The sequence below is a fragment of the Mycobacterium sp. EPa45 genome, from assembly GCF_001021385.1.
In the GTDB taxonomy this organism is placed as follows: Bacteria; Actinomycetota; Actinomycetes; order Mycobacteriales; family Mycobacteriaceae; genus Mycobacterium.
In genome coordinates, this window is the sequence record NZ_CP011773.1 from 2,364,360 (window position 1) to 2,388,755 (window position 24,396).

Annotated in this window: 20 protein-coding genes and 1 pseudogene; 13 read left to right on the top strand and 8 right to left on the bottom strand. The window is 68.0% G+C overall.

What is annotated here, in order from left to right; translation table 11 throughout:
• Positions 1-40: 40 nt before the first annotated feature.
• Genes AB431_RS11230 through AB431_RS11250 form a run of 5 tightly spaced genes read right to left on the bottom strand, consistent with a single transcriptional unit; the run spans position 41 to position 6,510 of the window.
• Positions 41-1,291, bottom strand: a complete 1,251-nt coding sequence (locus AB431_RS11230) for an NAD(P)/FAD-dependent oxidoreductase (RefSeq protein ID WP_047329985.1) — start codon at positions 1,289-1,291, stop codon at positions 41-43.
• Positions 1,288-2,685 (bottom strand): NAD(P)/FAD-dependent oxidoreductase, encoded by a 1,398-nt coding sequence (locus tag AB431_RS11235; protein WP_047329986.1) that lies wholly within the window; start codon positions 2,683-2,685, stop codon positions 1,288-1,290. Before AB431_RS11235 ends, AB431_RS11230 begins: the two co-directional genes overlap by 4 nt.
• Complete coding sequence (locus AB431_RS11240) at positions 2,682-4,112, bottom strand: FGGY family carbohydrate kinase (protein WP_047329987.1); 1,431 nt, start codon at positions 4,110-4,112, stop codon at positions 2,682-2,684. Before AB431_RS11240 ends, AB431_RS11235 begins: the two co-directional genes overlap by 4 nt.
• A gap of 12 nt (positions 4,113-4,124) precedes the next feature.
• Entirely contained in the window at positions 4,125-5,537 is a 1,413-nt protein-coding gene (mtr, locus tag AB431_RS11245; RefSeq protein WP_047329988.1) for a mycothione reductase, read from the bottom strand.
• A gap of 10 nt (positions 5,538-5,547) precedes the next feature.
• Positions 5,548-6,510 (bottom strand): alpha/beta hydrolase, encoded by a 963-nt coding sequence (locus tag AB431_RS11250; RefSeq protein WP_052960461.1) that lies wholly within the window; start codon positions 6,508-6,510, stop codon positions 5,548-5,550.
• A 179-nt stretch (positions 6,511-6,689) separates the two neighbouring features.
• On the opposite strand from AB431_RS11250, the gene mqo reads away from it, so the two are divergent.
• From mqo to AB431_RS11295, 9 genes and pseudogenes are all read left to right on the top strand, one after another.
• Complete coding sequence (gene mqo / locus AB431_RS11255) at positions 6,690-8,261, top strand: malate dehydrogenase (quinone) (RefSeq protein WP_047329990.1); 1,572 nt, start codon at positions 6,690-6,692, stop codon at positions 8,259-8,261.
• Positions 8,258-8,731 (top strand): GNAT family N-acetyltransferase, encoded by a 474-nt coding sequence (locus AB431_RS11260; protein ID WP_047329991.1) that lies wholly within the window; start codon positions 8,258-8,260, stop codon positions 8,729-8,731. Before mqo ends, AB431_RS11260 begins: the two co-directional genes overlap by 4 nt.
• A pseudogene (locus AB431_RS11265) lies at positions 8,728-10,565 on the top strand (magnesium chelatase subunit D family protein). Before AB431_RS11260 ends, AB431_RS11265 begins: the two are co-directional and overlap by 4 nt.
• 21 nt (positions 10,566-10,586) lie before the next feature.
• Entirely contained in the window at positions 10,587-11,201 is a 615-nt protein-coding gene (gene cobO / locus AB431_RS11270) for a cob(I)yrinic acid a,c-diamide adenosyltransferase (protein ID WP_047329992.1), read from the top strand.
• A gap of 2 nt (positions 11,202-11,203) precedes the next feature.
• Entirely contained in the window at positions 11,204-12,574 is a 1,371-nt protein-coding gene (locus AB431_RS11275; RefSeq protein ID WP_047329993.1) for a cobyrinate a,c-diamide synthase, read from the top strand.
• Positions 12,571-13,794, top strand: coding sequence for a uroporphyrinogen-III C-methyltransferase (cobA, locus tag AB431_RS11280; RefSeq protein WP_047329994.1), 1,224 nt, complete (start codon positions 12,571-12,573; stop codon positions 13,792-13,794). Before AB431_RS11275 ends, cobA begins: the two co-directional genes overlap by 4 nt.
• Positions 13,795-13,887: 93 nt before the next feature.
• Positions 13,888-15,399, top strand: a complete 1,512-nt coding sequence (locus tag AB431_RS11285; protein ID WP_144418458.1) for an MFS transporter — start codon at positions 13,888-13,890, stop codon at positions 15,397-15,399.
• Positions 15,400-15,481: 82 nt separating this feature from the next.
• On the top strand, positions 15,482-16,975 hold the full coding sequence (locus tag AB431_RS11290; protein WP_047329996.1) for an MFS transporter: 1,494 nt from the start codon (positions 15,482-15,484) through the stop codon (positions 16,973-16,975).
• Between the two features lie 104 nt (positions 16,976-17,079).
• Complete coding sequence (locus AB431_RS11295; protein ID WP_047329997.1) at positions 17,080-17,343, top strand: hypothetical protein; 264 nt, start codon at positions 17,080-17,082, stop codon at positions 17,341-17,343.
• A 3-nt stretch (positions 17,344-17,346) separates the two neighbouring features.
• On the opposite strand, the gene AB431_RS11300 is transcribed toward AB431_RS11295, so the two are convergent.
• Positions 17,347-18,681 (bottom strand): cytosine permease, encoded by a 1,335-nt coding sequence (locus AB431_RS11300; protein ID WP_047329998.1) that lies wholly within the window; start codon positions 18,679-18,681, stop codon positions 17,347-17,349.
• Positions 18,682-18,811: 130 nt separating this feature from the next.
• Here AB431_RS11300 and AB431_RS11305 point away from each other — a divergent pair, with 130 nt between their 5' ends.
• Together AB431_RS11305 and AB431_RS11310 are read left to right on the top strand one after the other, a co-directional pair.
• Positions 18,812-19,867 (top strand): membrane protein, encoded by a 1,056-nt coding sequence (locus AB431_RS11305; protein ID WP_047333314.1) that lies wholly within the window; start codon positions 18,812-18,814, stop codon positions 19,865-19,867.
• Between the two features lie 11 nt (positions 19,868-19,878).
• On the top strand, positions 19,879-21,624 hold the full coding sequence (locus AB431_RS11310) for a proline--tRNA ligase (RefSeq protein ID WP_047329999.1): 1,746 nt from the start codon (positions 19,879-19,881) through the stop codon (positions 21,622-21,624).
• A gap of 4 nt (positions 21,625-21,628) precedes the next feature.
• Here the strand turns inward: AB431_RS11310 and AB431_RS11315 are convergent, their stop codons facing one another.
• Both AB431_RS11315 and AB431_RS11320 read right to left on the bottom strand, forming a co-directional pair.
• Positions 21,629-22,117, bottom strand: a complete 489-nt coding sequence (locus AB431_RS11315; RefSeq protein WP_047330000.1) for a ferritin-like domain-containing protein — start codon at positions 22,115-22,117, stop codon at positions 21,629-21,631.
• Entirely contained in the window at positions 22,114-22,644 is a 531-nt protein-coding gene (locus tag AB431_RS11320) for a hypothetical protein (RefSeq protein ID WP_082135639.1), read from the bottom strand. Before AB431_RS11320 ends, AB431_RS11315 begins: the two co-directional genes overlap by 4 nt.
• A gap of 113 nt (positions 22,645-22,757) precedes the next feature.
• Between AB431_RS11320 and rimP the strand changes: the two genes are divergently transcribed.
• Both rimP and nusA read left to right on the top strand, forming a co-directional pair.
• Entirely contained in the window at positions 22,758-23,291 is a 534-nt protein-coding gene (gene rimP, locus AB431_RS11325) for a ribosome maturation factor RimP (protein WP_082135640.1), read from the top strand.
• The gene (nusA, locus tag AB431_RS11330; RefSeq protein WP_047330001.1) at positions 23,288-24,322 is read left to right on the top strand and encodes a transcription termination factor NusA; all 1,035 of its coding nucleotides are present in this window, start codon (positions 23,288-23,290) and stop codon (positions 24,320-24,322) included. The genes rimP and nusA overlap by 4 nt, the downstream gene beginning before the upstream one ends.
• Positions 24,323-24,396: the final 74 nt, after the last annotated feature.

The window sequence follows — 24,396 nt, forward strand, 5'->3', positions numbered from 1 at the left end:
GTTCTCTATAAGTTTGCGTCTGCTCGCGGGAAGTGCCGACTCAGTCGCCGAGGGACAGGGTGACCGGCCCGCCGTGTTGGTCGACGGCGTCGAGGATGCCCGAGGGGACTCGGAACACCCGTCCCGGCGATGCGGGCCACGGGAGCGTCCTGCGGCCGATGACGGTGCGGTCCTGGCGGGCGACGACGGTGGGAATGCGCACAAGCCGGTCTGTCCACAGCAGGAGTCGGCGGCGGGCGGGTGCCGGGTCGCCGGGGCGCAGCAGGTTGGGCGCCACCCAGCGCAGTGGTGCTGCCACCTGGACACGGACTGCATTGTCGGCGAACGGAATTCCGCGCAGATACGCGCGCACCTGGTCGGCGACGTGGCGGCCGTCGAGGGCGGCGATGTCCGCGGTGTCGACGGGGTGCAGCAGGTTGCCGATGGCGAATACACCCGGTCGGCTGGTGCGCAGGGCGGTGTCGACGACCGGCCCCAGGGTTCCCGGATCGATGTCGAGACCGGTACTGCGGGCCAATTCGTGGTCCGGAATCCAGTCGCCGGTCAACACGACGGTGTCGCACTCGACGGTTCGGCGTTCACCGGTGTCGAGATTTTCGATTTCGACCCCGGTGGCCGCCGGCTTGCCGACGATCCGCACGACTCGGGTGCGGGTTGCGACGTGCAGGCCCAGCACCGGTGTCCGACCGGCCAGATTGAACAGCCCGTAGGACTCCGGTGAAGGGTATTCGGTTGTCATCAGGACGGTTTGGCAGCCGGCGTGTTTGAGAGTGAGCACCGCCGAGTAGCTGACCAGCTCGGCGCCGACGACGACGGCGCGACGCCCGACGGTGCGACGTTTGAGGTGTACCGCGTTCTGCAGCAGACCGGTGGTGTAGATGCCGGCGCCGCGATCACCGGGAATCATCCGCGCCGGGCGCGGGCGTTCGCGGGCACCGGTGGCCAGGATGATGGCCCGGGCGGTGAGGTTCCGGCGTCCGTCCGGTGAGGTGATTTCGAGCGTGTGGTCGCCGGCCCAGCCGGTGACCATCGTGCTGGTCCAAATCGTGGCTCCGGCGCCCCGGGCGTCGGTGATGAGTCGGTTGGCGTAGGCGGGTCCACTGATGAAGGCCTTCCGGTCGCGCAGGCCGTAGCCGAGGTGGTCGCTGTGGCGCGGGATGCCGCCGGCTTCGGATTCGCGTTCCAGGACAACAACATCGAGTGCGCTGTGGCGGGCGAGGTGCGCGGCGGCGGTCAGTCCGGCCGGCCCCGCACCGACGACCGCGACGTCGATCGTGTCGGTGGTGTTCATCGGTGGGGTTCCCGGTCCGTCTCCCGGTCGAAAAGCGACTGCACGTCCGCGCCGCAGAAGAACGCTTGACAGCGGCCGTTCATCACCCGGGTGCGCCGGCGGAGTCCGTCCAGATCCGTGGGTGGGATCACCGAACGACAGGCATCGCGAATCTCGCCTTCGGTGACGCGCTCACAAAAACACACGATGCGCCCGTAGGCCGGATCGGCGTCGATGGCCTCCGTCTGCTGATACGGCCGCGGGAATGCCTCACCCAGGTTCGGCATTCGCGGCGGCTCGGGCAGCGTCGCCTTCGGTGTCAAGGTCAGCCCGGCCTCGGTCAGTTGATCGCGGACGTATTCGGCCACCGCCATCCCGGAGGTCAGACCCGTCGACCGGATTCCGCCGACCAGCAGGTAGCGCTGGTCGGCGTCGGCCTCGATGAGGTAGTCGCCGTGATCGATGGCCGCGCGCAGACCGGAGTACGTGGCGGTGACTTCCTCATCCAGAAGCCGTGGCATCAGTGCCCGGCCCTTGCCGAGTAGGAAATCGAAGCCGGTCTGCGTGGTGCCGGTGGCGGTACGGTCCTGCAGATCCTCGGACGTCGGGCCGAGCATCACGTTGCCGTAGATGGTCGGGCTGATCAGCACGCCCTTGCCGCGGGCGGTCGGCACGGGCAGCACGATCTTGTCGACGAGGACGCGGGCGAGCTTGTCGTACACGATGAGTTCGCCCCGGCGCGGTGTCACGGTGAAGCGCCGGTAGCCGAAGAGGGCGTCGATGTGGTCGGCACCGAGTCCCGCGGCGTTGACGACCCAGCGCGCGGTGACCTCACCGCCGCCGGTGTGCACAGTGGTGGCGTCGGGCCCGACGTCGGCGCCGTCGACCCGGTGGCCGGTCAGCAGCACGGTGCCGCGATTGACCGCATCGGTGGCGAGCGCGAGGTTGACCGTCCACGTACAGATGATGGATTCGTCGGGGACGGTCAACCCGCCGAGTGCGCCCGGCCCGAGGTTGGGAATCTGTGCGTAAACGGCTGCAGCATCGATGATTTCGCAGTCGTGGTAGCCGTTGTCCTCGGCCTTCGTCTGCAGGCCGGGCAGGGCGTCGAGCTGCTCCTGGTCCCAGGCGACCAGGATGGCGCCGGTGTGTTCGACCGGGATGCCGGTGCGCGCGGCGTAGTCGGAGAGCAGGTGATAGCCGCGGTGCACCATCACCGATTCCACCGTGCCGGGCTTGGCGTCGAAACCGGTGTGCAGGATCGCGGTGTTGGCCTTGCTGGTGCCGTCGCCGACGTCGTCGCGGCCCTCCACCAGTGCGACCGATACCTGGTGGCCGGACAGTTCACGCGCGATCGCCGACCCCACGATGCCTGCGCCGATGACCACCACGTCGTAGGCGGTGGGGACCGTCATGACGTCTCCTGATCGCGATAGGTGGTGGCGGCCAGTGCACGCCACTGCTCACGAAAGTCGGCGGCCCGAGCGGGCGTCCAGCCTGGGCGGTAGGTCGCCGCGGGTGTCCAGTCCGCAATGACCTCGGGCAGCGCCTGATTCGGGTGCTGACTCAGGCGCGCCAGGGCCGCCGCGCCGAGGGCGGTGGCGTGGGCGGACGGATACACCTCGACGGGCACCTGCAGGATATCGGCGCACGCCTGCATGAGAACGGTGGACTGGGTCAGTCCGCCGTCGGCGCGCAGCGTGGTCAACGGCGTGGTGGTGTCGGCGTTTATGGCGGTCACCAATTCGGCTATCTGTGCGGCGATTCCCTGCAGCACAGCGAGCACCAGATGTCCGCGACCGGTCGACAGTGTCATCCCCGAGATCGAGGCAGCCGCTTGGGATTTCCACCATGGCGCGGCCAGTCCGGCCAACGCCGGCACGCACAGCACGCCGCCGCTGTCCGGGGCGGCGACTGCGTCCATCTCCTCGGCGCCGCTGATGATGCCGAGTGAGCACAGCCAGCGCACCGCCGAAGCTGCGGTGTACACCTGACCGTCGACGCAGAACGTGTCACGGCCGCCGAGTCGCCAGGCCACCGACGACGTCAACCCGGTCGTCGAGCGCACGCCGGTGCTGCCGGTGTTCGCCAACAGGAAGGCGCCGGTACCGAAGGTGCATTTGGCCATGCCCTGCTCGAAGCAGGCCTCAGCCAACAGCGCCGCCTGTTGATCGACCACAATCCCGCCCACCGGGATCTCGCCGCCGAATGCCGCTGTAGTGCCTATTGTTTCGTCGTTCCCGACGATATCTGGTAAGCGTTCACCGTCGAGTTCGAACAGCGCCAGCAGTTCTCGGCTCCATTGCGTGGCGCCGAGATCGACGGCCAGGGAGCGACTGGCGGTGGTGGCGTCGGTGACGAACGCCCCGGTGAGCCGATGCAGCAGCCAGGTGTCCGAGGTCGTGACCACTCCGGCGGTCTCGACGTTGCGACGCAACCAGGCCATCTTCGGTGCCGAGAAGTACGGGTCGAGTACCAGACCCGTGCGGGCGGCCAGCATCTCGCTGTGCTCACTCAACTCGGCGCACAGTGATTCGGCTCGGCGGTCCTGCCACACAATCGCCGGAGTCAGAGCACGCCCGGTGTCGGGATCCCACGCGAGCACCGTCTCACCCTGGTTGGCCAGCGACACCGCCTCGATCGGCCGGTCCGCCCTGGCCACCGCCTCCCGCCCGGCGGTCAATACCGAATCGAGCAGTTCGTCGGGACTCTGTTCCACGCCGCCGCCGTCGAAATACCGCGGGTGGACCGGCACCTCGGCCAGTCCGACCACGCCCTCATGCGGGTCGACGACGATCGCCTTGGTACCCGAGGTGCCCTGGTCGATAGCCAGGACGGTCATCGGGCCGGCTCCTCAGTGCCGGCGCGACGGCGGCCAGGGTGGCTCGCCGCACAACGCCAGCAGCGCGTTCTCGATCACCTCGGGCAGCGCAGGGTGGATCCAATACTGCCCGCGGGCCATCTCCTGGCCGGGCAGGCCGAAACTCATCGCCTGGATCAACGGCTGAATCAACGACGATGCCTGGTGGCCCATGATGTGTGCGCCCAGGATCTTGCCGCTGTCCTGCTCGACGATGATCTTGGCGAATCCGGTCGTATCCTCCATAGCCCAGCCGTAGGCCACGTCGGAGTAGTCCTGCACCTTGACGTTGATCTTGTAACCGGCGGCGCGGGCTTCGTTTTCGGTCAACCCGACCGAGGCGATCTGCGGATCGGTGAACACCGCTGACGGCACGAACCGGTGATCGGAATACATCAGCGCGTCGGTGTCGTCCCAGTCCTGCAGCAGGTTGTGCCGCACCACCCGGGCTTCATGGTTGGCCACATGTTTGAGCTGATAGTCCGAGGACACGTCGCCCAGCGCGAAAATGCCTCGCGCCGTGGTGCGTTGGTACTCGTCGACGACGACCAGGCCGTTCTCGTCGAGTTTCACCCCGGCATTGTGGACGTCCAACAAGTCGCCATTGGGTTTGCGGCCGGTGGCTACCAGCACGACGTCGGCGGGTAATTCCGATCCGTCGTCGAGCTCGACCACCGTCTGTGAGCCGTCGAGATGCGCCCCCACCATGTTGCGGTGGCTGCGCAGCTCCCATTTCTTGCCGGCGATGTCGGTGTACCGCTCACACAGCGTGTCGTCGCAGTGCGACAGCATCCCGGCTCCACGGATGACGATTGTCACGCGGCTACCCAAAGACGAGAACACATGCGCGAATTCGGCGGCCACGAATCCGCCGCCGATGATCACCAGATGCTCCGGAAGCTCGGGGATGCGCATGATCGTGTCGCTGGTGTGGACATCGACACCGCAGCCGGCGATCGCGTCGGGCACCATCGCCCGCGCGCCTGCGGCGATCACGACCTGATCGGCGGTGAACTCATCGCCGGCGTCGGTGCGCAACCGGTAGCCTTCCCCGTTGCGGCCGGTGAAGCGGGTATGGCTGTCGTAGACAGTGACATTCGGCGAGGATCGCCGGTAGTTCTCGCCGCCGATCGCCAGCGGGTCGATCCGGCCGAACACCCGGGAGACGATGTCGGTCCACCGCACACCGTCGATGTGGGCGTCGACGCCGAACCGCGCGGCGTCACGCACTGTCTGGGCCACCTCGGCGGCATAGACGAACATCTTGGTGGGGATGCACCCCACGTTCAGGCAGGTGCCGCCGAACACGCCCTGCTCGCAGATCGCGACCTTCTTGTCGGCGTAGCGTTCGTCCAGAATCGAGTTGCCCGAACCGGTCCCGATGATCGCAATGTCGAAGTGTTCCAACGAGATCCCCTTAACTCCGACCGGCGGCCGATGCGGCCGACGCCAGGTGCGTACGATAGAAACTCAGCCAGCCGGACAGTTCGCGGTAGGACTCTGCGCGCGGCTCGGCCAGCGACAGGAACACATCGTGTTTGGCGTCGCGGATCGGAACCACCGTCGTGCGGTTGCCGATACATCCTGCCCAGCGGGCGATCTGAGTGACGTCGAGCACCGCGTCACCGCGCTGCATGCTCGCCGCGTCGGCGCTCTCGGTGACGCTGTGGTCCGAGCGCAGGACCAGGTTCGGCACACCGACATCCAGGCCGCGGTGCAACGTGGCGTGGCCGCGGCGGATCGCATGAATCCAGCCGAACGTCACCGGGAAGCCGCCCAGGGGCTTCCATTGGAGGTTGTAGTCGAACTCGCCGTCGTAGTCGCGGTGCAGCGTCAACCCGTAGCCACCCTTCGTCGTGCGGCGCACCACCCGGGTCTTACGGACCCGCGACATCGCGCCGATCGCCGTCGAGGTCAGCCCCGTGCGCAGAATCGCCGGACCGTGCAAGTCCAGCCACGGACTGTTCAACACCAGGCCGCCGAGCGACAGCGCTGCCGTCGCGTTGCGGCGTCGTACCCGGTTGAGCCACAGCGACACGATCAACCCGCCGGCGGAGTGCCCGTAGACCAGCATCGTCGTGCCGGGATTCTCGGTCGCGATCACCGCCACTGCCCGTTCCAACTCGCGGTCGTAGCGGGCCAGGTCGGTGGTGAAGTGCGGGGTCTGCCCGTCCCGCCAGGACCGGCCGCACTTGTGTTGATCCAGCGCATAGAACCGGAACCCGGCGCCGGCGAAGTGGTCGGCCAGGTCGGTGTTGAAGAAGTAATCGGTGAATCCGTGCACCGCCAGCACGGTGTGCTGGGCCGGCTCACCGTCGGCGCGCCGCACCAGAGTGGCGAACAGATCGCCCTCACCGTCGGGGTCCGGCCCCAAGGCCATCGTGGTCTGTTGGTAGCCGGTAAGGACATCGTCGGCCCATTCGGCCTGCGCTGCCGTCACAGCACCTACCCTAACTGTGAGCAGCGCGGGGGTGTGGTGCTGGCGACTCTCGCGAATAAGTGAGTGTCGGGCGGGATAACCTGACTGTCTATACCGCTAGAGCAAAGGACGACGATCCGGTGTCAGATACCACCAAGACCGATGTCGTATTGGTTGGCGCGGGAATCATGAGCGCCACGCTGGGTGCCCTGCTTCGGCTGGTCCAGCCGGACTGGTCGATCACCCTGGTCGAACGCCTGGATGCGGCCGCCGCCGAGAGCTCTGATCCGTGGAACAACGCCGGCACCGGCCACTCCGCGCTGTGCGAACTCAACTACACGCCGGAGAAGGCCGACGGCAGCATCGACATCGCCAAGGCCATCAACGTCAACGAGCAGTTCCAGGTCACCCGTCAATTCTGGAGCTACGCCCACGAGCACGGCATCCTGCCGGACGTCCGCAGCTTCTTGAACCCGATCCCGCACGTCAGCTTCGTGCAGGGTGCCGAGCACGTCGACTACCTTCGCCGGCGTCGCGAGACCCTGGTGCGCAACCCGCTGTTCGCCACGATGGAGTTCATCGACGACCCCGACGAGTTCACCCGCCGCCTGCCGCTGATGGCCAAGGGCCGCGACTTCTCCGAACCGGTCGGGTTGAACTGGACCCAGGACGGCACCGACGTCGACTTCGGATCCCTGACCCGCCAACTGCTCGCATTCGGCACCGAGCGAGGCATGTCGACGTTGTTCGGCCACGACGTGGTCGATCTGCACAAGGAGTCCGGCGGCGGCTGGACGGTCAAGGTCCACAATCGGCGCACCGGCCAGAAGCGCAAGTTGTCGGCGAAGTTCGTATTCGTCGGCGCCGGCGGCGGTGCTCTTCCGCTGTTGCAGAAGGCCGGCATCTCCGAAGCCAAGGGTTTCGGCGGCTTCCCGGTCAGCGGTCAGTGGCTACGCACCGGCAACGCCGAACTGGCCGCGGCGCACCAGGCCAAGGTTTACGGCCTGCCGCCGCTCGGTGCCCCGCCGATGTCGGTGCCACACCTGGACACCCGCGTCATCAACGGCCGCTCCTGGCTGCTGTTCGGCCCGTTCGCCGGTTGGTCGCCGAAGTTCCTCAAGGAGGGCAAAATCACCGACCTGCCGTTGTCGGTCAAGCCCAACAACCTCGCCTCGATGATCGGCGTCGGGCTCACCGAGATGGGTCTGCTGAAGTACCTGATCGGCCAGCTGGCGCTCAGCGAAGCCGACCGTGTCGACAACCTCCGCGAATTCGCGCCCACTGCAAGGGATTCCGACTGGGAGCTGGATATCGCCGGTCAGCGAGTGCAGGTTATCCGCCGCGACTCCAAGAAGCTCGGCGTGCTCGAATTCGGCACCACCGTACTGGCGGCCGCCGACGGTTCGATCGCCGGCCTGCTCGGCGCGTCCCCGGGCGCCTCCACCGCGGTCCCCGCGATGATCGAGGTTCTGGAGCGCTGCTTCGCCGACCGCTACCAGAGCTGGCTGCCCAAGCTCAAAGAGATGGTGCCCTCGCTGGGCGTCAAACTGTCGGAGAACCCGGACCTGTTCGGTGAAGTGTGGGCGCACGGCACCAAAGTGCTCGGACTGGAGAGCGCAACCCACGCCGGCCGGGCCGCGCAGGTTGCCGGCCCCGACCGCACACCCGTCGCTTCGGATTCCGGTGACCCGGAACCCGCGGGAGTGGTGTGACGGTCGCCGTACGCCGCTCCTGGGCCAAGGACCTCGACGCGGCCACCCTCTACGAGCTGCTGAAGCTTCGGGTCGAGGTGTTCGTCGTCGAACAGGCCTGCCCCTACCCGGAACTCGACGGCCGCGACCTGCTGGCCGAAACCCGGCACTTCTGGCTGGAGCAACCCGACGGCACGGTGATCGCCACGCTGCGGCTGATGGAGGAGCACGCCGGCGGGGAAAAGGCGTTCCGCATCGGGCGGGTGTGCACTCAGCGGGCCGCCCGCGGTCAGGGGCACACCACCCGGCTGATGCAGGCCGCGCTGGCCGACGTCGGTGATCACGCGTGCCGGATCAACGCCCAGACCTACCTCGTCGACATGTATGCCAACCACGGCTTCGTCGTCGATGGCGCCGAATTCCTCGAGGACGGGATTCCGCACGTGCCGATGATGCGGCCGGCCGCGCCCATTCTGGCCGAGAAGCCGTGAGCGCACCGGGTTTTCCGTTCAGTGCGATCGTCGGGCACGACCAGCTGCGGCTGGCTCTGATCCTGTGTGCGGTGCGCCCGGAAATCGGCGGTGTGCTGATCCGCGGCGAGAAGGGCACTGCGAAGTCGACGGCGGTGCGGGCCCTGGCCGGGATTTTGGCCGAGGTCGATTCGGGCTCGAAGCTCGTCGAGTTGCCGATCGGGGCGACCGAGGATCGGGTGGTGGGTTCGCTGGACCTGCAGAAGGTCCTGCGCGACGGCGAGCACGCCTTCTCGCCGGGCCTGCTGGCCCGGGCCCACGGCGGCGTGCTCTACGTCGACGAGGTCAACCTGCTGCATGACCATCTCGTCGACATCATGCTCGACGCCGCAGCGATGGGCCGGGTGCACATCGAGCGCGACGGAATCTCGCACTCACACGAGTCGCGGTTCGTGCTGATCGGAACCATGAATCCCGAAGAGGGCGAATTGCGTCCGCAGCTGCTGGACCGATTCGGGCTGACCGTCGATGTGCACGCCTCGCGGGATGTGGCGGTGCGCAGCGAGGTGATTCGGCAACGGTTGGCCTACGAGGCCGACCCAGGCGGCTTCGCCGCACTGCACGCCGGGCAGGACAGTGAGCTGGCCGCCCGGATCGCCGCTGCCCGAAACCGGGTGGCCGCGGTGGTGTTGCCGGACGCCGAGCTGAACCGGATCGCCGCGCTGTGCGCGGCCTTCGACGTCGACGGTATGCGCGCAGATCTGGTGGTGGCCCGCACCGCGGTGGCCCACGCGGCCTGGCGAGGTGCGGCCGCTGGGGCGACGGGAAATATCACGGTGACGAGCGAGGACATCAGGGTGGCTGCCGAGCTGGCGTTGCCGCACCGGCGCCGTCGCGATCCGTTCGACGACCCCGGCCTGGACCCCGCGCAGCTCGACGAGGCACTGGCCGCCACCGACGGCAGCCCGGAAACCGACCCCGACCCGGACCCGCCCGGCGGGGGGCAGGCTAGCGACGGAACTTCGCAACCTACTATGCCACAAGGTAATTCGTCGTCTGCGCCCAAGCCGGCCGCGCCGCCCGCGGCAACGTTCCGGACCCGGTCGCTGACGGTGCCGGGGGTGGGGACGGCAACCCGGGCCGGCGCTCGCGGGCCCGCAACCGCGCCGGCGCGGTCATCAAGGCCACCGACGTCCCCGAGCAGGGCCACGGCCTGCATCTGTTCGCGACCGTGCTGAACGCGGCGGGCAATGGCCGGCTGCGGCCACAACCCGAGGACGTCCGGCGTGCCATCCGGGTCGGCCGGGAGGGAAACCTGGTGATCTTCGTCGTCGATGCCTCCGGGTCGATGGCGGCGCGCGATCGGATGTCGGCGGTCTCCGGTGCGGCGCTGTCGCTGCTGCGTGACGCCTATCAGCGCCGCGACAAGATTGCGGTGATCACCTTCCGCCAGGACGGTGCGAAAGTGCTGCTGCCTCCGACGACCTCGGCGCACATCGCGTCGCGGCGGTTGACCCGGTTCGACACCGGCGGCACCACCCCGCTGGCGCAGGGATTGCTGGCGGCCCGCGACATCGTGGTCCGTGAACGGGTGCGCGACCGCACCCGGCGCCCGCTGGTGGTGGTGCTCACCGACGGCCGGGCCACTGGTGGCCCGGATCCATTGGGGCGCAGCCGTTCTGCGGCTCGGCGACTGGTCGCCGAGGGCGCCGCGTCGGTGGTGGTGGACTGTGAGACGTCGTACGTGCGGTTGGGCCTGGCCGGCGATCTCGCCGAGCACCTGGAAGCCCCCGTGCTGCAACTGGAGCAGTTGCGCGCAGACTATCTGGCACAGGCCGTGCGCCGCGCGGCCTGAGCGTCGGAAAGGGAACCGTCCATGCCGCAGGGTCAGCCGCTCGCCGTGCCCGATGACGGGCTGACCACCCGGGCCCGCCGCAACACTCCGGTGCTGGCGGTGCACACCGGCCCGGGTAAGGGAAAATCCACCGCCGCCTTCGGGATGGCGTTGCGGGCATGGAACGCCGGGATGAGTGTGGCGGTGTTCCAGTTCGTCAAGAGCGCCAAGTGGAAAGTCGGGGAGGAGTCGGCGTTCGCCGCGCTTGGCCGGCTGCACGACGAGCAGGGGCTCGGCGGCGCAGTGGAATGGCACAAGATGGGCTCGGGCTGGTCCTGGACTCGCAAGACCGGGTCAGACGATGACCATGCGGCGGCCGCGGCCGAAGGGTGGACCGAAATCGCCGGCCGGTTGGCCGACCAACGCCACGACTTCTATGTGCTGGACGAGTTCACCTATCCGCTCAAATGGGGCTGGGTTGCCGTAGACGAAGTAGTCGACGTCCTGCTGAATCGGCCCGGTGGCCAGCACGTGGTGATCACCGGACGAGACGCCCCGCAACGCCTGATCGATGCGGCCGATCTGGTGACCGAGATGACCAAGATCAAACACCCGATGGACGCCGGCCGCAAAGGCCAGCGCGGTATTGAGTGGTAAGCATGCGCAGCGTTCCTTCGATTGTCATCGGCGCGCCCGCCTCGGGTAGCGGAAAGACCACCGTCGCAACGGGTTTGGTCGGCGCCCTACGGGCGGCCGGCCATCGGGTGGCCCCGTTCAAAGTCGGTCCGGACTTCATCGACCCTGGCTACCACGCGCTGGCCGCCGGCCGGCCGGGCCGCAACCTGGACCCGGTACTGGTGCCCGAGGACCTGATCGGCCCGCTGTACCGGCACGGCAGCCGCGACGCCGACATCGCCGTGATCGAAGGCGTGATGGGCCTTTTCGACGGTCGCATCGACGAACAACTGGTCACCCCCGCGCGCGGGTCCACCGCCCACGTCGCCGGGCTTCTCGGCGCCCCCGTGTTGCTGGTCGTCGATGCGCGCGGCCAGGCGCACAGCATCGCCGCTGTGCTGCAAGGGTTCTCGTCGTTCCACCCCGGCGTGCACATCGGGGGAGTGATCCTGAATCGGGTCGGCACCAACCGTCACGAGCAAGTGTTGCGCCAGGCGTGCGAAGCGGCCGGGGTGCCGGTCCTGGGCGTGATCCCGCGTCACGACGAGCTGGCGGTGCCGTCTCGGCACCTCGGGCTGGTCACCGCCGTCGAGCACGGCGAGCAGGCCCGGGCGGCGGTCGCCGCGATGACCGAACTCATCGGTCGCCACGTCGATCTGCCCGCCGTCGTCGCTCTCGCCAGCTCGCGGGTGTCGGTGCCGGCGTGGGCGCCCGACGGTGTCGTCGGGGAGCCGACAACGGGAAGCCCCGTGGTGGCGATGGCCGCGGGCAAGGCCTTCAGCTTCGGCTATGCCGAACATCGCGAGCTGCTGCGGGCCGCCGGCGCCGAGGTCGTCGAGTTCGATCCGCTCACCGACGGCCTTCCCGCGCAGACCGCGGCGCTGGTGCTGCCGGGCGGTTTTCCCGAGCAATACCTGGCCGACCTGTCGGCCAACGCCGAGCTGCGCGCCCAGATCCGCGAACTCGCCTGCCACGCGCCCGTGCAGGCCGAATGCGGCGGACTGGCATATCTGATGGACGACCTGGACGGCCACCCGATGTGCGGCGTGCTGGCCGGCTCGGCCCGGTTCACCCTGAGGCTGACGCTCGGCTACCGGGAGGCCGTCGCGGTAGCCGACTCGTCGCTGCACACCGCGGGTCAGCGGATCGTCGGTCACGAATTTCACCGCACGACAGCGGAATTCACCCAAAATCCCGAATCGGCCTGGGCTTTCCGGCGCGACGGCCGGCCGGTGCGGGAGGGGGCGGTCCGCGCCGGCGTGCATGCGTCGTACCTACACACCCATCCCGCGGGCCAGCCGCACTCGGTCACTCGATTTGTGGCACACGCTGGCTTGATTAAGCTGCCCCGGTGACCGAGAACGCCTACCTCGTCGGCTTACGCCTGGCCGGCAAGAAGGTCGTCGTGATCGGCGGCGGCACGGTGGCTCAGCGCCGGATCCCGCTCTTGATGGCCGATGACGCCGACGTGCACGTGATCGCGCGGGCCGCGACGCCTGCCGTCGAGGTCCTGACGACAACGAATCCCGGCATCACTCTGCAGTTGCGCGATTATCGCGACGGCGACCTCGAGGGCGCCTGGTATGCCATCGCCGCCACCGACGACGCGCAAGTCAACGCGGCCGTCGTCGCCGAGGCGGAGCGCAGGCAGATCTTCTGCGTACGCGCCGACAACGCCAGGGAGGGCAGCGCCGTCACCCCGGCTTCGTTCGCCTACGACGGACTGCTGGTCGGTGTGCTCGCCGGTGGGGAACACCGCCGCTCGGCCGCCATCCGCTCCGCGATCCACGAAGCCTTCCAGCAGGGGCTGATCGCCGCCGAGCACCCCGACGACGTCACGCCCGGGAGCGTCGCGCTGGTCGGCGGTGGTCCCGGCGACCCCGAGCTGATCACCGTGCGCGGCCGACGGCTGCTGGCACGCGCCGACGTCGTCGTCGCCGACCGGCTGGCGCCGCCGGAACTGCTCGCCGAACTCGGGCCGCATGTGGAGGTGATCGACGCCGCGAAGATCCCGTACGGACGCGCGATGGCCCAGGAAGCCATAAACAAAGTTCTTATAGAACGCGCTCGGGAGGGGCGCTTCGTGGTCCGCCTCAAGGGCGGCGACCCGTTCGTGTTCGCGCGCGGATACGAAGAAGTTCTCGCCTGTGCGGAGGCCGGGATACCGGTCACGGTCGTACCCGGTGTGACCAGTGCCATATCGGTTCCGGCGATGGCCGGGGTGCCGGTCACGCATCGTGCCGTCAACCACGAATTCGTCGTGGTCAGCGGCCATTTGGCACCCGATCATCCGGAATCGTTAGTGAATTGGAATGCGCTGGCGCAATTGTCGGGAACGCTGGTTTTGTTGATGGCGGTCGAACGCATCGAGTTGTTTGCCGAAGCACTGATCTCGGGCGGCCGACCTGCGGAAACACCGGTGCTTGTCGTGCAACACGGCACCACGGCCGCCGAACGGGTTGTCCGGACCACGCTGCGTGATGCGCCGGATCGGATTCGCGCCGACGGTATTAGGCCCCCGGCGATTGTTGTGATCGGCCCCGTTGTAGGCCTTCCCGGGGCTTTCGGCCTTTAAAGATTCCTTAAGATTACTGTAGGGTAGGTCGGTATGACGGCCCTCAACGACGCTGCGCGGACGACCGCCAACAGTTCTGAGCGCGCGGTCCCGATGCGCCTCGAGCCGGCAGCTTTGGCTAAGACCACCAACAAGTACATCCCGAGCTGGCTGCCCTCGCCCCGTTTCTTCGCCGCGGTGACCGCGATCGGCGGCATGCAGTTGCTGGCCACGATGGACAGCACCGTGGCGATCGTGGCTCTGCCCAAGATCCAGGACGAGCTGGCCCTGTCCGACGCGGGCCGCAGCTGGGTCATCACCGCCTACGTACTGACGTTCGGCGGCTTGATGCTCCTCGGCGGCCGCCTCGGCGACACGATCGGCCGCAAGCGCACCTTCATCGTCGGCGTCGCGTTGTTCACCATCGCGTCCATCCTGTGCGGCGTCGCGTGGGACGAGGCGACGCTGGTGATCGCCCGGCTGCTGCAAGGTGTCGGCGCGGCGATCGCGTCGCCGACCGGACTTGCCTTGGTGGCCACCACATTTCCGAAGGGGCCGGCACGCAATGCCGCGACCGCGGTGTTCGCGGCGATGACCGGTATCGGCTCGGTGATGGGCCTGGTCGTCGGCGGTGCGCTGGTGGAAGTGTCCTGGCGGCTGGCGTTCCTGGTGAACGTGCCGATCGGCCTGCTGATGATCTACCTGGCTCGCAACACCCTGCGCGAAACCCACCGTGAGCGGATGAAGATGGATGCTGCCGGCGCGCTGCTGGCCACCGTCGGCTGCACCGCGGCGGTCTTCGGCTTCGCCCAGGCCCCCGAGAACGGCTGGCTTTCGCCCATCACCTTGGCCGCAGGCGCGGCGGCCGCAGTGGCGTTCGTCGCGTTCGTGTTCGTCGAGCGCCGCGCCGTCAATCCCGTGGTGCCGTTCACCCTGTTCCGCGACCGCAACCGGCTCGCCACCTTTGCAGCGATCTTCCTCGCCGGCGGCGTGATGTTCACGCTGACGGTGCTGATCGGGCTGTACGTGCAGGACATCATGGGCTACAGCGCGCTGCATGCGGGCATCGGGTTCATCCCGTTCGTGATCGCGCTCGGCATCGGTCTGGGCGCGTCCTCGCAGCTGGTGTCGTACTTCCCGCCGCGAATCCTGGTGATCGCCGGTGGCGTGCTGGTGCTCGGCGCGATGATCTACGGCTCCACGCTCAACGGCGGCATCCCGTACTTCCCGAACCTCGTCCTGCCGATCACCGTTGGTGGCTTCGGCATCGGCATGATCGTCGTACCGCTGACCGTGTCGGCCATCGCCGGTGTGGGCTTCGACCAGATCGGCCCGGTGTCGGCGATCGCGCTGATGCTGCAGAACCTCGGCGGTCCCGTCGTGCTGGCGATCATCCAGGCCGTCATCACCTCGCGCACCCTGTATCTGGGCGGCACCACCGGACCGGTGAAGAAGATGGACTCCGCGCAATTGCACGCCCTTGACCAGGGCTACACGTACGGGCTGCTGTGGGTCGCCGCGGTCGCGGTGATCGTCGGCGCCGTCGCGCTGTTCATCGGCTATACCGCCCAGCAGGTCGCGCACGCCCAGGAAGTCAAAGAAGCGATCGACGCCGGCGAGCTGTAACTCCGCCACGCTGCACCAACCGCTCCCGCGGCGGCCTTCTCCGGCGCGGAGCGTCGGAGCCAGGACGGTAGGGTAGTCACCCATGTCTGGTGCGAGCGGTCCGCAGCCGACCGCCAGACCACTCTCCTCCCACGTGCTCGGCCTCGCGATTGTCGCGATCACCGGTATGCAGCTGATGGCCACGCTGGACGGCACGATCGTGATTGTCGCGCTGCCGCGCATGCAGGCCGAGCTCGGCCTGTCCGATGCCGCCAAGAGCTGGGTGATCACCGCCTACGTTCTGGCGTTCGGTGGGCTGCTGCTGCTCGGCGGCCGCGTGGGCGACGCCGTCGGCCACAAACGGGCGTTCATGTCTGGTGTCGGCGTGTTCACCATCGCCTCCCTGGCCTGCGGGCTGGCCAACGACCAGTGGACGCTGATCGTCGCCCGCGCCGTGCAGGGCATGGGCGCTGCGGTAGCCGCGCCGACCGGTCTGGCGCTGATCGCCACGACGTACGCCGTCGGACATCCCCGCAATCAGGCGTTGGCGGTATCGGCGGCCATGCAGGGTCTCGGGTCCGTGCTGGGCCTTGTCGCGGGCGGTGCGGTGACGGGCCTGTCCTGGCGGCTGGCGTTCCTGGTCAACGTGCCGATCGGAATCTTCATCATCGTCGTCGGGCTCACCAAGCTCGAGGAAACCCGGCACGAACGACTCAAGCTCGACGCAACCGGGGCGCTGCTGGCCACCCTGGCGTGCACCTCGGCCGTCCTGGTTTTCACCCAGGGGCCGCCGCGCGGCTGGATCGATCCGTGGGTGATCGGTGCGGGCGTGGGGGCGGTGGTGTTCTTCGTTTCGTTCCTGATCGTCGAGCGCGGCGCCGACAACCCGCTGGTGCCGTTCTCGATCTTCGACAACCGCAGTCGCGTCGCGTCGTTCGCGGCGTACTTCATGGCCGGTGGCGTGATGCTGACGTTGAGCGTGATGATCGGTCTGCTGGTTCAGGACGTGCTGGGGTACTCGCCGTTGCGCGCCGGGATCTGCTTCATGCCGTTCGCCGCGGCGTTCGTGGTCGGCAACGTCGCGGCCACCAAACTCGCACTGCGGATCCCGCCGCGATGGGTGATCCTCGGCGGCGGGCTGCTGGTGCTGGCGGCGATGCTCTACGGGTCGACGCTGAACAGATCGATCCCGTATTTTCCCGACTTGTTCGTCCCGATCGTCGTCGGCGGGCTGGGCATCGGGATCATCTCGGTGATCCTGCCGCTGTGCACGCTGGCCAATGTCGGGCCGCGCGAGATCGGTCCGGTCTCGTCGGTCACCCTGATGGTGTTCAACCTCGGCGGTCCGCTGGTGCTGGTGATCGTCCAGGCGGTGCAGACCTCGCGCACGCTCTACCTGGGTGGCACGACGGGCCCGGTGAAGTACATGACGCCCGCCCAGCTCGACGCGCTCGGGCAGGGCTACACCTATTCGCTGTTGTGGGTGGCAGGCATCGCCGTTCTCGTCGGGGTGGCCGCGCTGGGCATCGGGTTCTCCACCCGCGATATCGCCGTCGCCCAGCACACCCGCGAAGCCGTCGAGGCCGGCGAGCTCTGAGACCCGGTCCTCACACGCGGACCTTCGCGCGAGTGAACGAATGCTTACGGGCCCGGTACCGAGAGGTAATTGAGCGGGGCCCGAACCGGTCCAGGCTATGGGCGATGAGCGTCGTGGCGGTTTCGCATGAGGAATTCCGGGCCGGGCCCCTTGGGTCCGCGCATCCCGGTGACCAGGCCCAGGCCCGGGTGTTCGAAGAGGTACTGCTTCGAGAGCTGGATGAACTCGAATCCCACGCCGCGCGACTGCGGACCGCGCGCAGCGACCACAGCGAGATCCGGCTGCGCCATGACCTGCAACGCTTCAATGTCCGCATCAACGAGGTTCGTCGGCTCCTGGATGCCCTGCAGCGTCGCTTCCAGCTCTGACCCTCAGCCGCGGCGCGCCCGGATCAACCGGTATCCGCCGTAAACCGCCCCTGCCACAAGGAAATTCACGAAGTACGCGAGATCGGCGCCGTGCAGCGCGGTGGCCACCGGACCGACGATCAGGTTGGTGTGCATGAACGGGACCGCTGCGGCGAACGCCACGAAGAACGCCGCGAGTGCGACGACGGCGTCGGTGCGGGGAGTGACCTCGGTGGCCGGATTGACGGTGTCGCGTCCGGCACTGCGATAGCGCCAGTCGATCGCCACGATCGCCACAAATGCCGGGATCCAGTAGCTGACGAACAGCAGCACACCCTGGAAGCGAGTGGCCAAGTCACCAGAGTGCAGCCACATGATGAGCGCAAATGCGATCACCACCACCACGATGGCCGACACGGGCCGTCGTACCCGAACGCCGACGGTCTGCAGCGCCAGCGACCCGCTGTAGTCGTTCATCGCGTTCGAGGCCACCGACCCCAGGGCGATCACCAGCAGCGCGACCGCGCCCAGCACACCGCCGCCCATGATCTCACGCACTCCCTGGGCGGTCTGATCGGTAAGGGTGCCTGCGGCGGCCACCCCGATGGCCTGTACCGCGATGTAGGCCACCGCCAGGCCGCCGAAGGTATAGCCGAACACCGCTGTGCGAGACGTGGACACCGGCAGATACCGGCTGTAGTCGGAGGCGTAGCTGGCCCACGAAATCGCCAGGCTCAGCGCGATGGTGACCTCGAGCACGAACGCCCCGGCGAGGTCCGCACCGCCCAGCGTGGGCAGCGAGATCACCTGATGGCCGCTGATCAGTTTCCACGCCAGCACCGCGAACGTGGCGATCAGTACGACCGTCATCACCGCCTGCACGCGGTGGATGACCTCGTAACCGAAGACCCCGACGGCACCTTGCGCCGCGAGCACGATCACCACCGCCAGCCAGAACGGTATGCCCAGCAGTTCGGCCAACGCCTCGCCGCCGAACAGCCCGACCAAGCCGTCCCAGGCGATCGACGACAACCACTGGATCACCGCGACCACACTGACGGTGCCGCCAAATGCCATGCGCGCGTTGGGAAGTTGGGCGGTGCCGGTGCGCGGACCCCAGGTGGACAGGTAGCCGACCACCAGCGAACCGATGACCGTGCCGATCACCATCGCCAGCAGGCCCAGCCAGAAACCCAGCCCGAGCACGACGGCCAGCGTCCCGGTGAACACCACCGTCATGTTGACCTGCGGGGCGAACCACACCGTGAACAGCCGGCGCGCGGTTCCGTACCGGTTGTCGGGCGGGACGGGAGCGATCCCATGCGTCTCGACCGCCATGTCGCCGACATGCGACGGCATTCGACCGGCGTAGGTTTGGGCCGCCAGAGAAGACCCAGCAGATCCTGTGGGCGACGATTCAGGTGTCACCTACCCACCCTAGATCGTCGGCGCAGCGCCGCCGGAGGAGGACGAGTCGAGAATGGTCGACATGCACCCGAACAAACATGTCGCCGCCGAGCCGCCGGAAACCTGGCAGGACCGCTTCCGCGATGCGGTCGCACCGCGAACGCTGGCGCTCGGGGTCGGTGTGCTGTTGCTGCAGTTCGCGTTCATCCTGTCCTACCTCGGTGCGTTCCACTCGCCCTCACCCCACCGCATCCCCGTCGCGGTCGTCGCCCCGGCACAGGTCGCCGGTCAGGTCGTCGACCAGCTCAACGGCCTGGCCGGTGAGCCGGTCAGCGCTTCGGCCGCGACCGACGAGAACGCCGCCCGCGCAGGGTTGCGCACCGGGGACGTGTCCGGCGTCTACATCCTCGACCCGGCCGGCACTGACGACCGGCTGCTGGTGGCATCCGGCGGCGGCACCGCGGTCTCCTCGGCACTCGAGCAGATCTTCACCAAGGTGACCGCCGCCAAGCAGCGCACCGTCGCCGTCGATGACGTCATCCCGCTGTTCTCCGGGGACGGCCGGGGGTTGTCCGGGTTCTACCTCGTCGTGGGCTGGGTGGTCGGCGGTTATCTGTTCGCGTCGATGCTCGGCATCGCGAAAGGCTCACGGCCGGCGACCTTTCGGCGCTCGGTGTGGCGGCTGGGTGCGACGGTGCCCTACGCGCTGGCGTCCGGCTTCGGCGGAGCGGTGGTGGCTGAGCCGGTACTGCACGCCATGAACGGACACTTCTGGTCGATCGCCGGGATCGGCACGCTGGTGACGCTGACGGCGGCGACCGTGACCATTGCCCTGCAGATCCTGTTCGGCGTCATCGGGATCGGGCTGACGGTGGTGATTTTCGTGATCCTCGGCAACCCGTCGGCCGGCGGCGCCTACCAGCCGTCGGTGCTACCGCCCTTCTGGCGTGCCATCAGCCCCTGGCTGCCCAACGGTGCGGGCACTGATGCGATCCGGCGGATCGTGTACTTCGACGGCCATGGCATCACGCAATCGATCGTCGTGCTGGTCTGCTGGATTGTCGGTGGCGTGGTGGTCAGTCTGATCGGAGCGGCGGTCGTACACCGCGGCAGCCGCGACGCTGTCGCGTCTGGTTAGGCTTGCCCACTGTGATCACCCGCATGTCCGAGCTGTTCTTGCGCACGCTGCGCGACGACCCGGCCGACGCCGAAGTGCCCAGCCACAAACTGTTGATCCGGGCCGGCTACGTCCGGCCGGTGGCGCCGGGGCTGTACACGTGGCTGCCGCTGGGCCTTCGGGTGCTGCGCAAGATCGAGAAGATCGTGCGCGAGGAGATGGTCGCGATCGGCGGCCAGGAGATCCTGTTTCCGGCGTTGCTGCCGAAAGCGCCGTATGAGACCACCAACCGCTGGACGGAATACGGCGACGGGGTGTTCCGGCTCAAGGACCGCCGGATGAACGACTACATGCTCGGCCCCACCCACGAGGAGTTCTTCACCCTGACGGTGAAAGGGGAGTACAGCTCCTACAAGGACTTCCCGCTGACGCTGTTCCAAATCCAGACCAAGTACCGCGACGAGGCCCGCCCCCGGGCCGGCATCCTGCGCGGGCGCGAGTTCATCATGAAGGACTCGTACTCGTTCGACGTCGACGAGGACGGCCTCAAGACCGCTTACCACGCGCACCGCGACGCCTACCAGAACATGTTCAAGCGCATGGCAATTCGCTATGTGATCGTGTCGGCGGTCTCCGGCGCGATGGGCGGTTCGGCGTCTGAGGAATTCCTCGCCGAAAGCGAGGTCGGCGAGGACACGTTCGTGCGCTGCCTGGAGTCCGGGTATGCGGCCAACGTCGAGGCGGTGGTGACCGCAGTCCCGGAGTCGCTGCCGTTCGACGGCCTGCCCGAGCCGACAGTGCACGACACCGGCGACACCCCGACCATCGCCACCCTGGTGGAGTGGGCCAACTCTGCGGACCTGGGCCGGGAGATCACCGCGGCCGACACGCTCAAGAACGTGTTACTCAAAGTGCGGGCGCCCGGCGGCGAGTGGGAGCTGCTTGCCATCGGTGTGCCGGGGGACCGTGAGGTCGACGACAAGCGCCTTGGCGCCGCCCTCGAGCCGGCCGAGTACGCGATGCTCGACGACGCCGACTTTGCCAGGTACCCCTTCCTGAAAAAGGGGTACATCGGTCCGAAAGCCTTGCTGGCCAACGGAGTCCGCTACCTCCTGGATCCCCGGGTGGTGGACGGAACGGCGTGGATCACCGGCGCGGACGAAACCGGCAAGCACGTCGTCGACCTGGTGGCCGGCCGGGATTTCGTCGCCGACGGCACCATCGAGGCCGCCGAGGTGCGCGACGGCGACCTGTCGCCTGACGGCGCAGGGCCGCTGGTGTCGGCCCGCGGCATCGAGATCGGCCACATCTTCCAACTCGGCCGCAAGTACACCGACGCGTTCTCCGCTGACGTCCTCGGCGAGGACGGCAAGCCGGTGCGGCTGACCATGGGCTCCTACGGCGTGGGGGTGTCCCGGCTGGTGGCGGTGATCGCCGAGCAGCAACACGACGAGCTGGGTCTGCGCTGGCCGGCGTCGGTGTCGCCGTTCGACGTGCATGTGGTGATCGCCAACAAGGATGCCCAGGCCCGCGCCGGAGCTGAGGAGCTGGCTCGTGACCTGGACCGGCTCGGCTTGGAGGTATTGCTCGACGATCGCACCGCGTCGCCGGGGGTGAAGTTCAAGGATGCCGAACTGCTCGGTGTGCCCTGGATTGTCGTGGTCGGCCGCGGCTGGGCCGACGCTGTCGTCGAACTGCGCAACCGGTTGACCGGTGAGAAGCGCGAGGTCGGCGTGGACGGCGCGGTCACCGAGATCGTGGCTGCCCTGCAGGCCTGAGGCGTTACTCGGTACCGCCGGGGAACGCCTCGGTCACCGGCTTGGTGCCCAGCACCTGCTTCCAGCGCGCGCTCAGGACCGCCGATTCGGTCAGCGCGCCGACCCCGAACGTGCGGTCCTGATCGGTCGTCGCCTGCTCGATCACCGCACGCCAGGCCATAGCGCAGTCGTCCTCCATGCGGATCGCGAGATTGCCGGCCTCGGTGGGCGTATTGACCGCCATCGGCAGCTGATATCCGGCGGCCGGCACCGGGGCCTTGGCCGAGCGGCCGGTCAGCATCGCAATGGCGGCCTCCCGACGCTCACGGTGCTGGGCCATCGCCTCGGAGACCAGCTCATTCTCGTCTGGGGAGCTGTGCGCCGACACGATGCCGTACCCGTAGATCGCCGCGTGCTCGACGGCCACCGCGTCGAACAGCGCAGCCGCGGAGGCATCGGACGGCCGGTCAGGGTTTCGCGTGGTCGTCGGTGTCGGTGACGTCGGTGAGGTCACTGCCCGGCCTTCCCCGGCGGCAGCGCCACCGTGTAAGCGGTGACGCAGGACGCCGCGATCGATCCGAGCAGGCCTGCCCGGTACCCGGCCAGCGTGGGCGCCAGCTTGGTGGCGCTGTCCGCCGAGCTGCGGAGCGCGGCGACGACGTCGGCCACCGTCGGAGGCGGTGTTGCGGCCGCCGACGTGGTGGTCGGCGCGGTGGAGCTTGTTGCCGACGCCGGTTTGCCGGATACCCGGGCGACCTCGGCGGACAGCACGGTGAAGTGCCGCCCACGTTCGGCCGCCACCTCGGTCAACGCCGGCGCCAGCGATGGGGGAACGGCCTTGGCCGCGGCGGTCGCCAGTTCGCTGTCGTGGCGGGCCAGTTCGGCCTGCTGCTCCAGCGGGTCGGGCTCGGGTGGCGGTGGGGTTTCACAGGCGGTCCCCGCCGGGCCCAACACCGCGAGCAGCGCCAGCCCGCGGCCACCGCCGACCAGAACTCGTCGTCGGGAGATGCCTGGGAAAGGGCTGGGATCTCGGCTCAGCACGCCAACATCCTGCCATTGCGGTGGCCTGTGCTGGCGTATCCTTGGTGGTTGGCTCTCGCAGAGCCCTGCATCCGACGCAGCTGATCAGCACAACTCAAGATGAGGAGCTCGCCGTGGCTGGCCGTTCTACGGGGCTACCAACCCAGAAGCAGGTGATCGAGCTACTCGAGGGTGAGTTCATGCGTGCCGGATATGAAATCGAAGACGTCGTCATCGACACCCGCCCGCGACCGCCGCACATCACTGTGATCGCCGCCGGCGACAACCCACTCGACTTGGCTACCGTCGCCGAGCTCTCCCGCTCGGCCTCGGCCCTGCTGGACGGCCTCGACGGCGGCGAGGATTCCTACGTTCTCGAAGTCACCTCACCAGGGGTGGACCGGCCGCTGACCGCCGAGAAGCACTTCCGCCGTGCGCATGGCCGCAAAGTCGAGGCCGAACTCGCAGACGGAACCACTGTCACCGGCCGGCTGGGCATCGTGTCCGACGGCGCCGTCGACTTGGTGGTACGCGACCGCAAAGACTGGACGGTGCGCCGGGTTCCGCTTGCTGACATCGTCAAAGCTGTTGTCCAGGTTGAATTTTCAACGCCCAAGCCGCGCGAACTGGAACTTGCCGGAGCAGCTGGAACGGAGGCCGAAGCATGAACATCGACATGACCGCCCTACATGCGATCGAGATCGATCGCGGCATCTCGGTCGACGAGTTGCTCGACACCATCAAGTCGGCGCTGCTGACCGCCTACCGGCACACCGAGGGCCACCAGCCCGACGCGCGCATCGAGATCGACCGCAAAAGCGGTGTGGTGCAAGTGCTTGCGCGCGAGACCGACGCCGACGGCAACCTGATCAGCGAATGGGACGACACTCCGGAGGGATTCGGCCGTGTGGCGGCGACGACCGCTCGGCAGGTCATGTTGCAGCGGTTCCGAGACGCCGAGAACGAGCGCAGCTATGGTGAGTTCTCCGCCAGGGAGGGTGACATCGTCGCCGGTGTCATCCAGCGCGACGCCCGCGCCAACGCGCGCGGCCTCGTCGTCGTGCGCCTGGGCAGCGAGACCAAAGGCGCCGAAGGTGTCATCCCCTCGGCCGAGCAGGTGCCGGGCGAAGCCTACGAGCACGGCGACCGGCTGCGCTGCTATGTGGTCGGGGTCAGTCGCGGTGCCCGCGAACCGCTGATCACGTTGTCGCGCACGCACCCCAATCTGGTCCGCAAGCTCTTCTCGCTGGAGGTGCCCGAGATTGCCGACGGGTCGGTGGAGATCGTCGCGGTGGCCCGGGAGGCCGGGCACCGATCCAAAATCGCGGTCAACTCAAAGGTTCCCGGCCTCAACGCCAAGGGTGCCTGCATCGGCCCGATGGGTCAGCGGGTGCGCAACGTGATGAGCGAACTGTCCGGCGAGAAGATCGACATCATCGACTTCGATGACGACCCAGCGCGATTCGTCGCCAACGCACTATCGCCGGCCAAAGTCGTCTCGGTGTCCGTCATCGATCCCAACACGCGCGCGGCGCGGGTGGTGGTGCCCGACTTCCAGCTATCGTTGGCGATTGGCAAGGAGGGGCAGAACGCCCGACTGGCGGCGCGTTTGACCGGATGGCGCATCGACATTCGCAGCGACGCGGCGGCACCCGAAGGCGACGCACAGCCCGCCGCGTCTCACGACGTGGAGCACTGACGCGAGCCGAGCGGTCAGCAAGCTCGTAGTACAGCGTCAATGATCGGTGGGGTGCACCGTCGGTCAAAGGGGGG

Bases quoted from the DNA above. Each gene is read 5' to 3' on its own strand.
- AB431_RS11285 (WP_144418458.1), top strand. From the start codon at position 13,888: ATGCGCCTCGAGCCGGCAGCTTTGGCTAAGACCACCAACAAGTACATC.
- AB431_RS11295 (WP_047329997.1), top strand. From the start codon at position 17,080: ATGAGCGTCGTGGCGGTTTCGCATGAGGAATTCCGGGCCGGGCCCCTT.
- AB431_RS11290 (WP_047329996.1), top strand. From the start codon at position 15,482: ATGTCTGGTGCGAGCGGTCCGCAGCCGACCGCCAGACCACTCTCCTCC.
- AB431_RS11235 (WP_047329986.1), bottom strand. From the start codon at position 2,685: ATGACGGTCCCCACCGCCTACGACGTGGTGGTCATCGGCGCAGGCATC.
- AB431_RS11300 (WP_047329998.1), bottom strand. From the start codon at position 18,681: ATGCCGTCGCATGTCGGCGACATGGCGGTCGAGACGCATGGGATCGCT.
- nusA (WP_047330001.1), top strand. From the start codon at position 23,288: ATGAACATCGACATGACCGCCCTACATGCGATCGAGATCGATCGCGGC.
- AB431_RS11240 (WP_047329987.1), bottom strand. From the start codon at position 4,112: ATGACCGTCCTGGCTATCGACCAGGGCACCTCGGGTACCAAGGCGATC.
- AB431_RS11250 (WP_052960461.1), bottom strand. From the start codon at position 6,510: ATGGCCTTGGGGCCGGACCCCGACGGTGAGGGCGATCTGTTCGCCACT.
- AB431_RS11275 (WP_047329993.1), top strand. From the start codon at position 11,204: ATGCGCAGCGTTCCTTCGATTGTCATCGGCGCGCCCGCCTCGGGTAGC.
- AB431_RS11305 (WP_047333314.1), top strand. From the start codon at position 18,812: ATGCACCCGAACAAACATGTCGCCGCCGAGCCGCCGGAAACCTGGCAG.
- AB431_RS11230 (WP_047329985.1), bottom strand. From the start codon at position 1,291: ATGAACACCACCGACACGATCGACGTCGCGGTCGTCGGTGCGGGGCCG.
- cobO (WP_047329992.1), top strand. From the start codon at position 10,587: ATGCCGCAGGGTCAGCCGCTCGCCGTGCCCGATGACGGGCTGACCACC.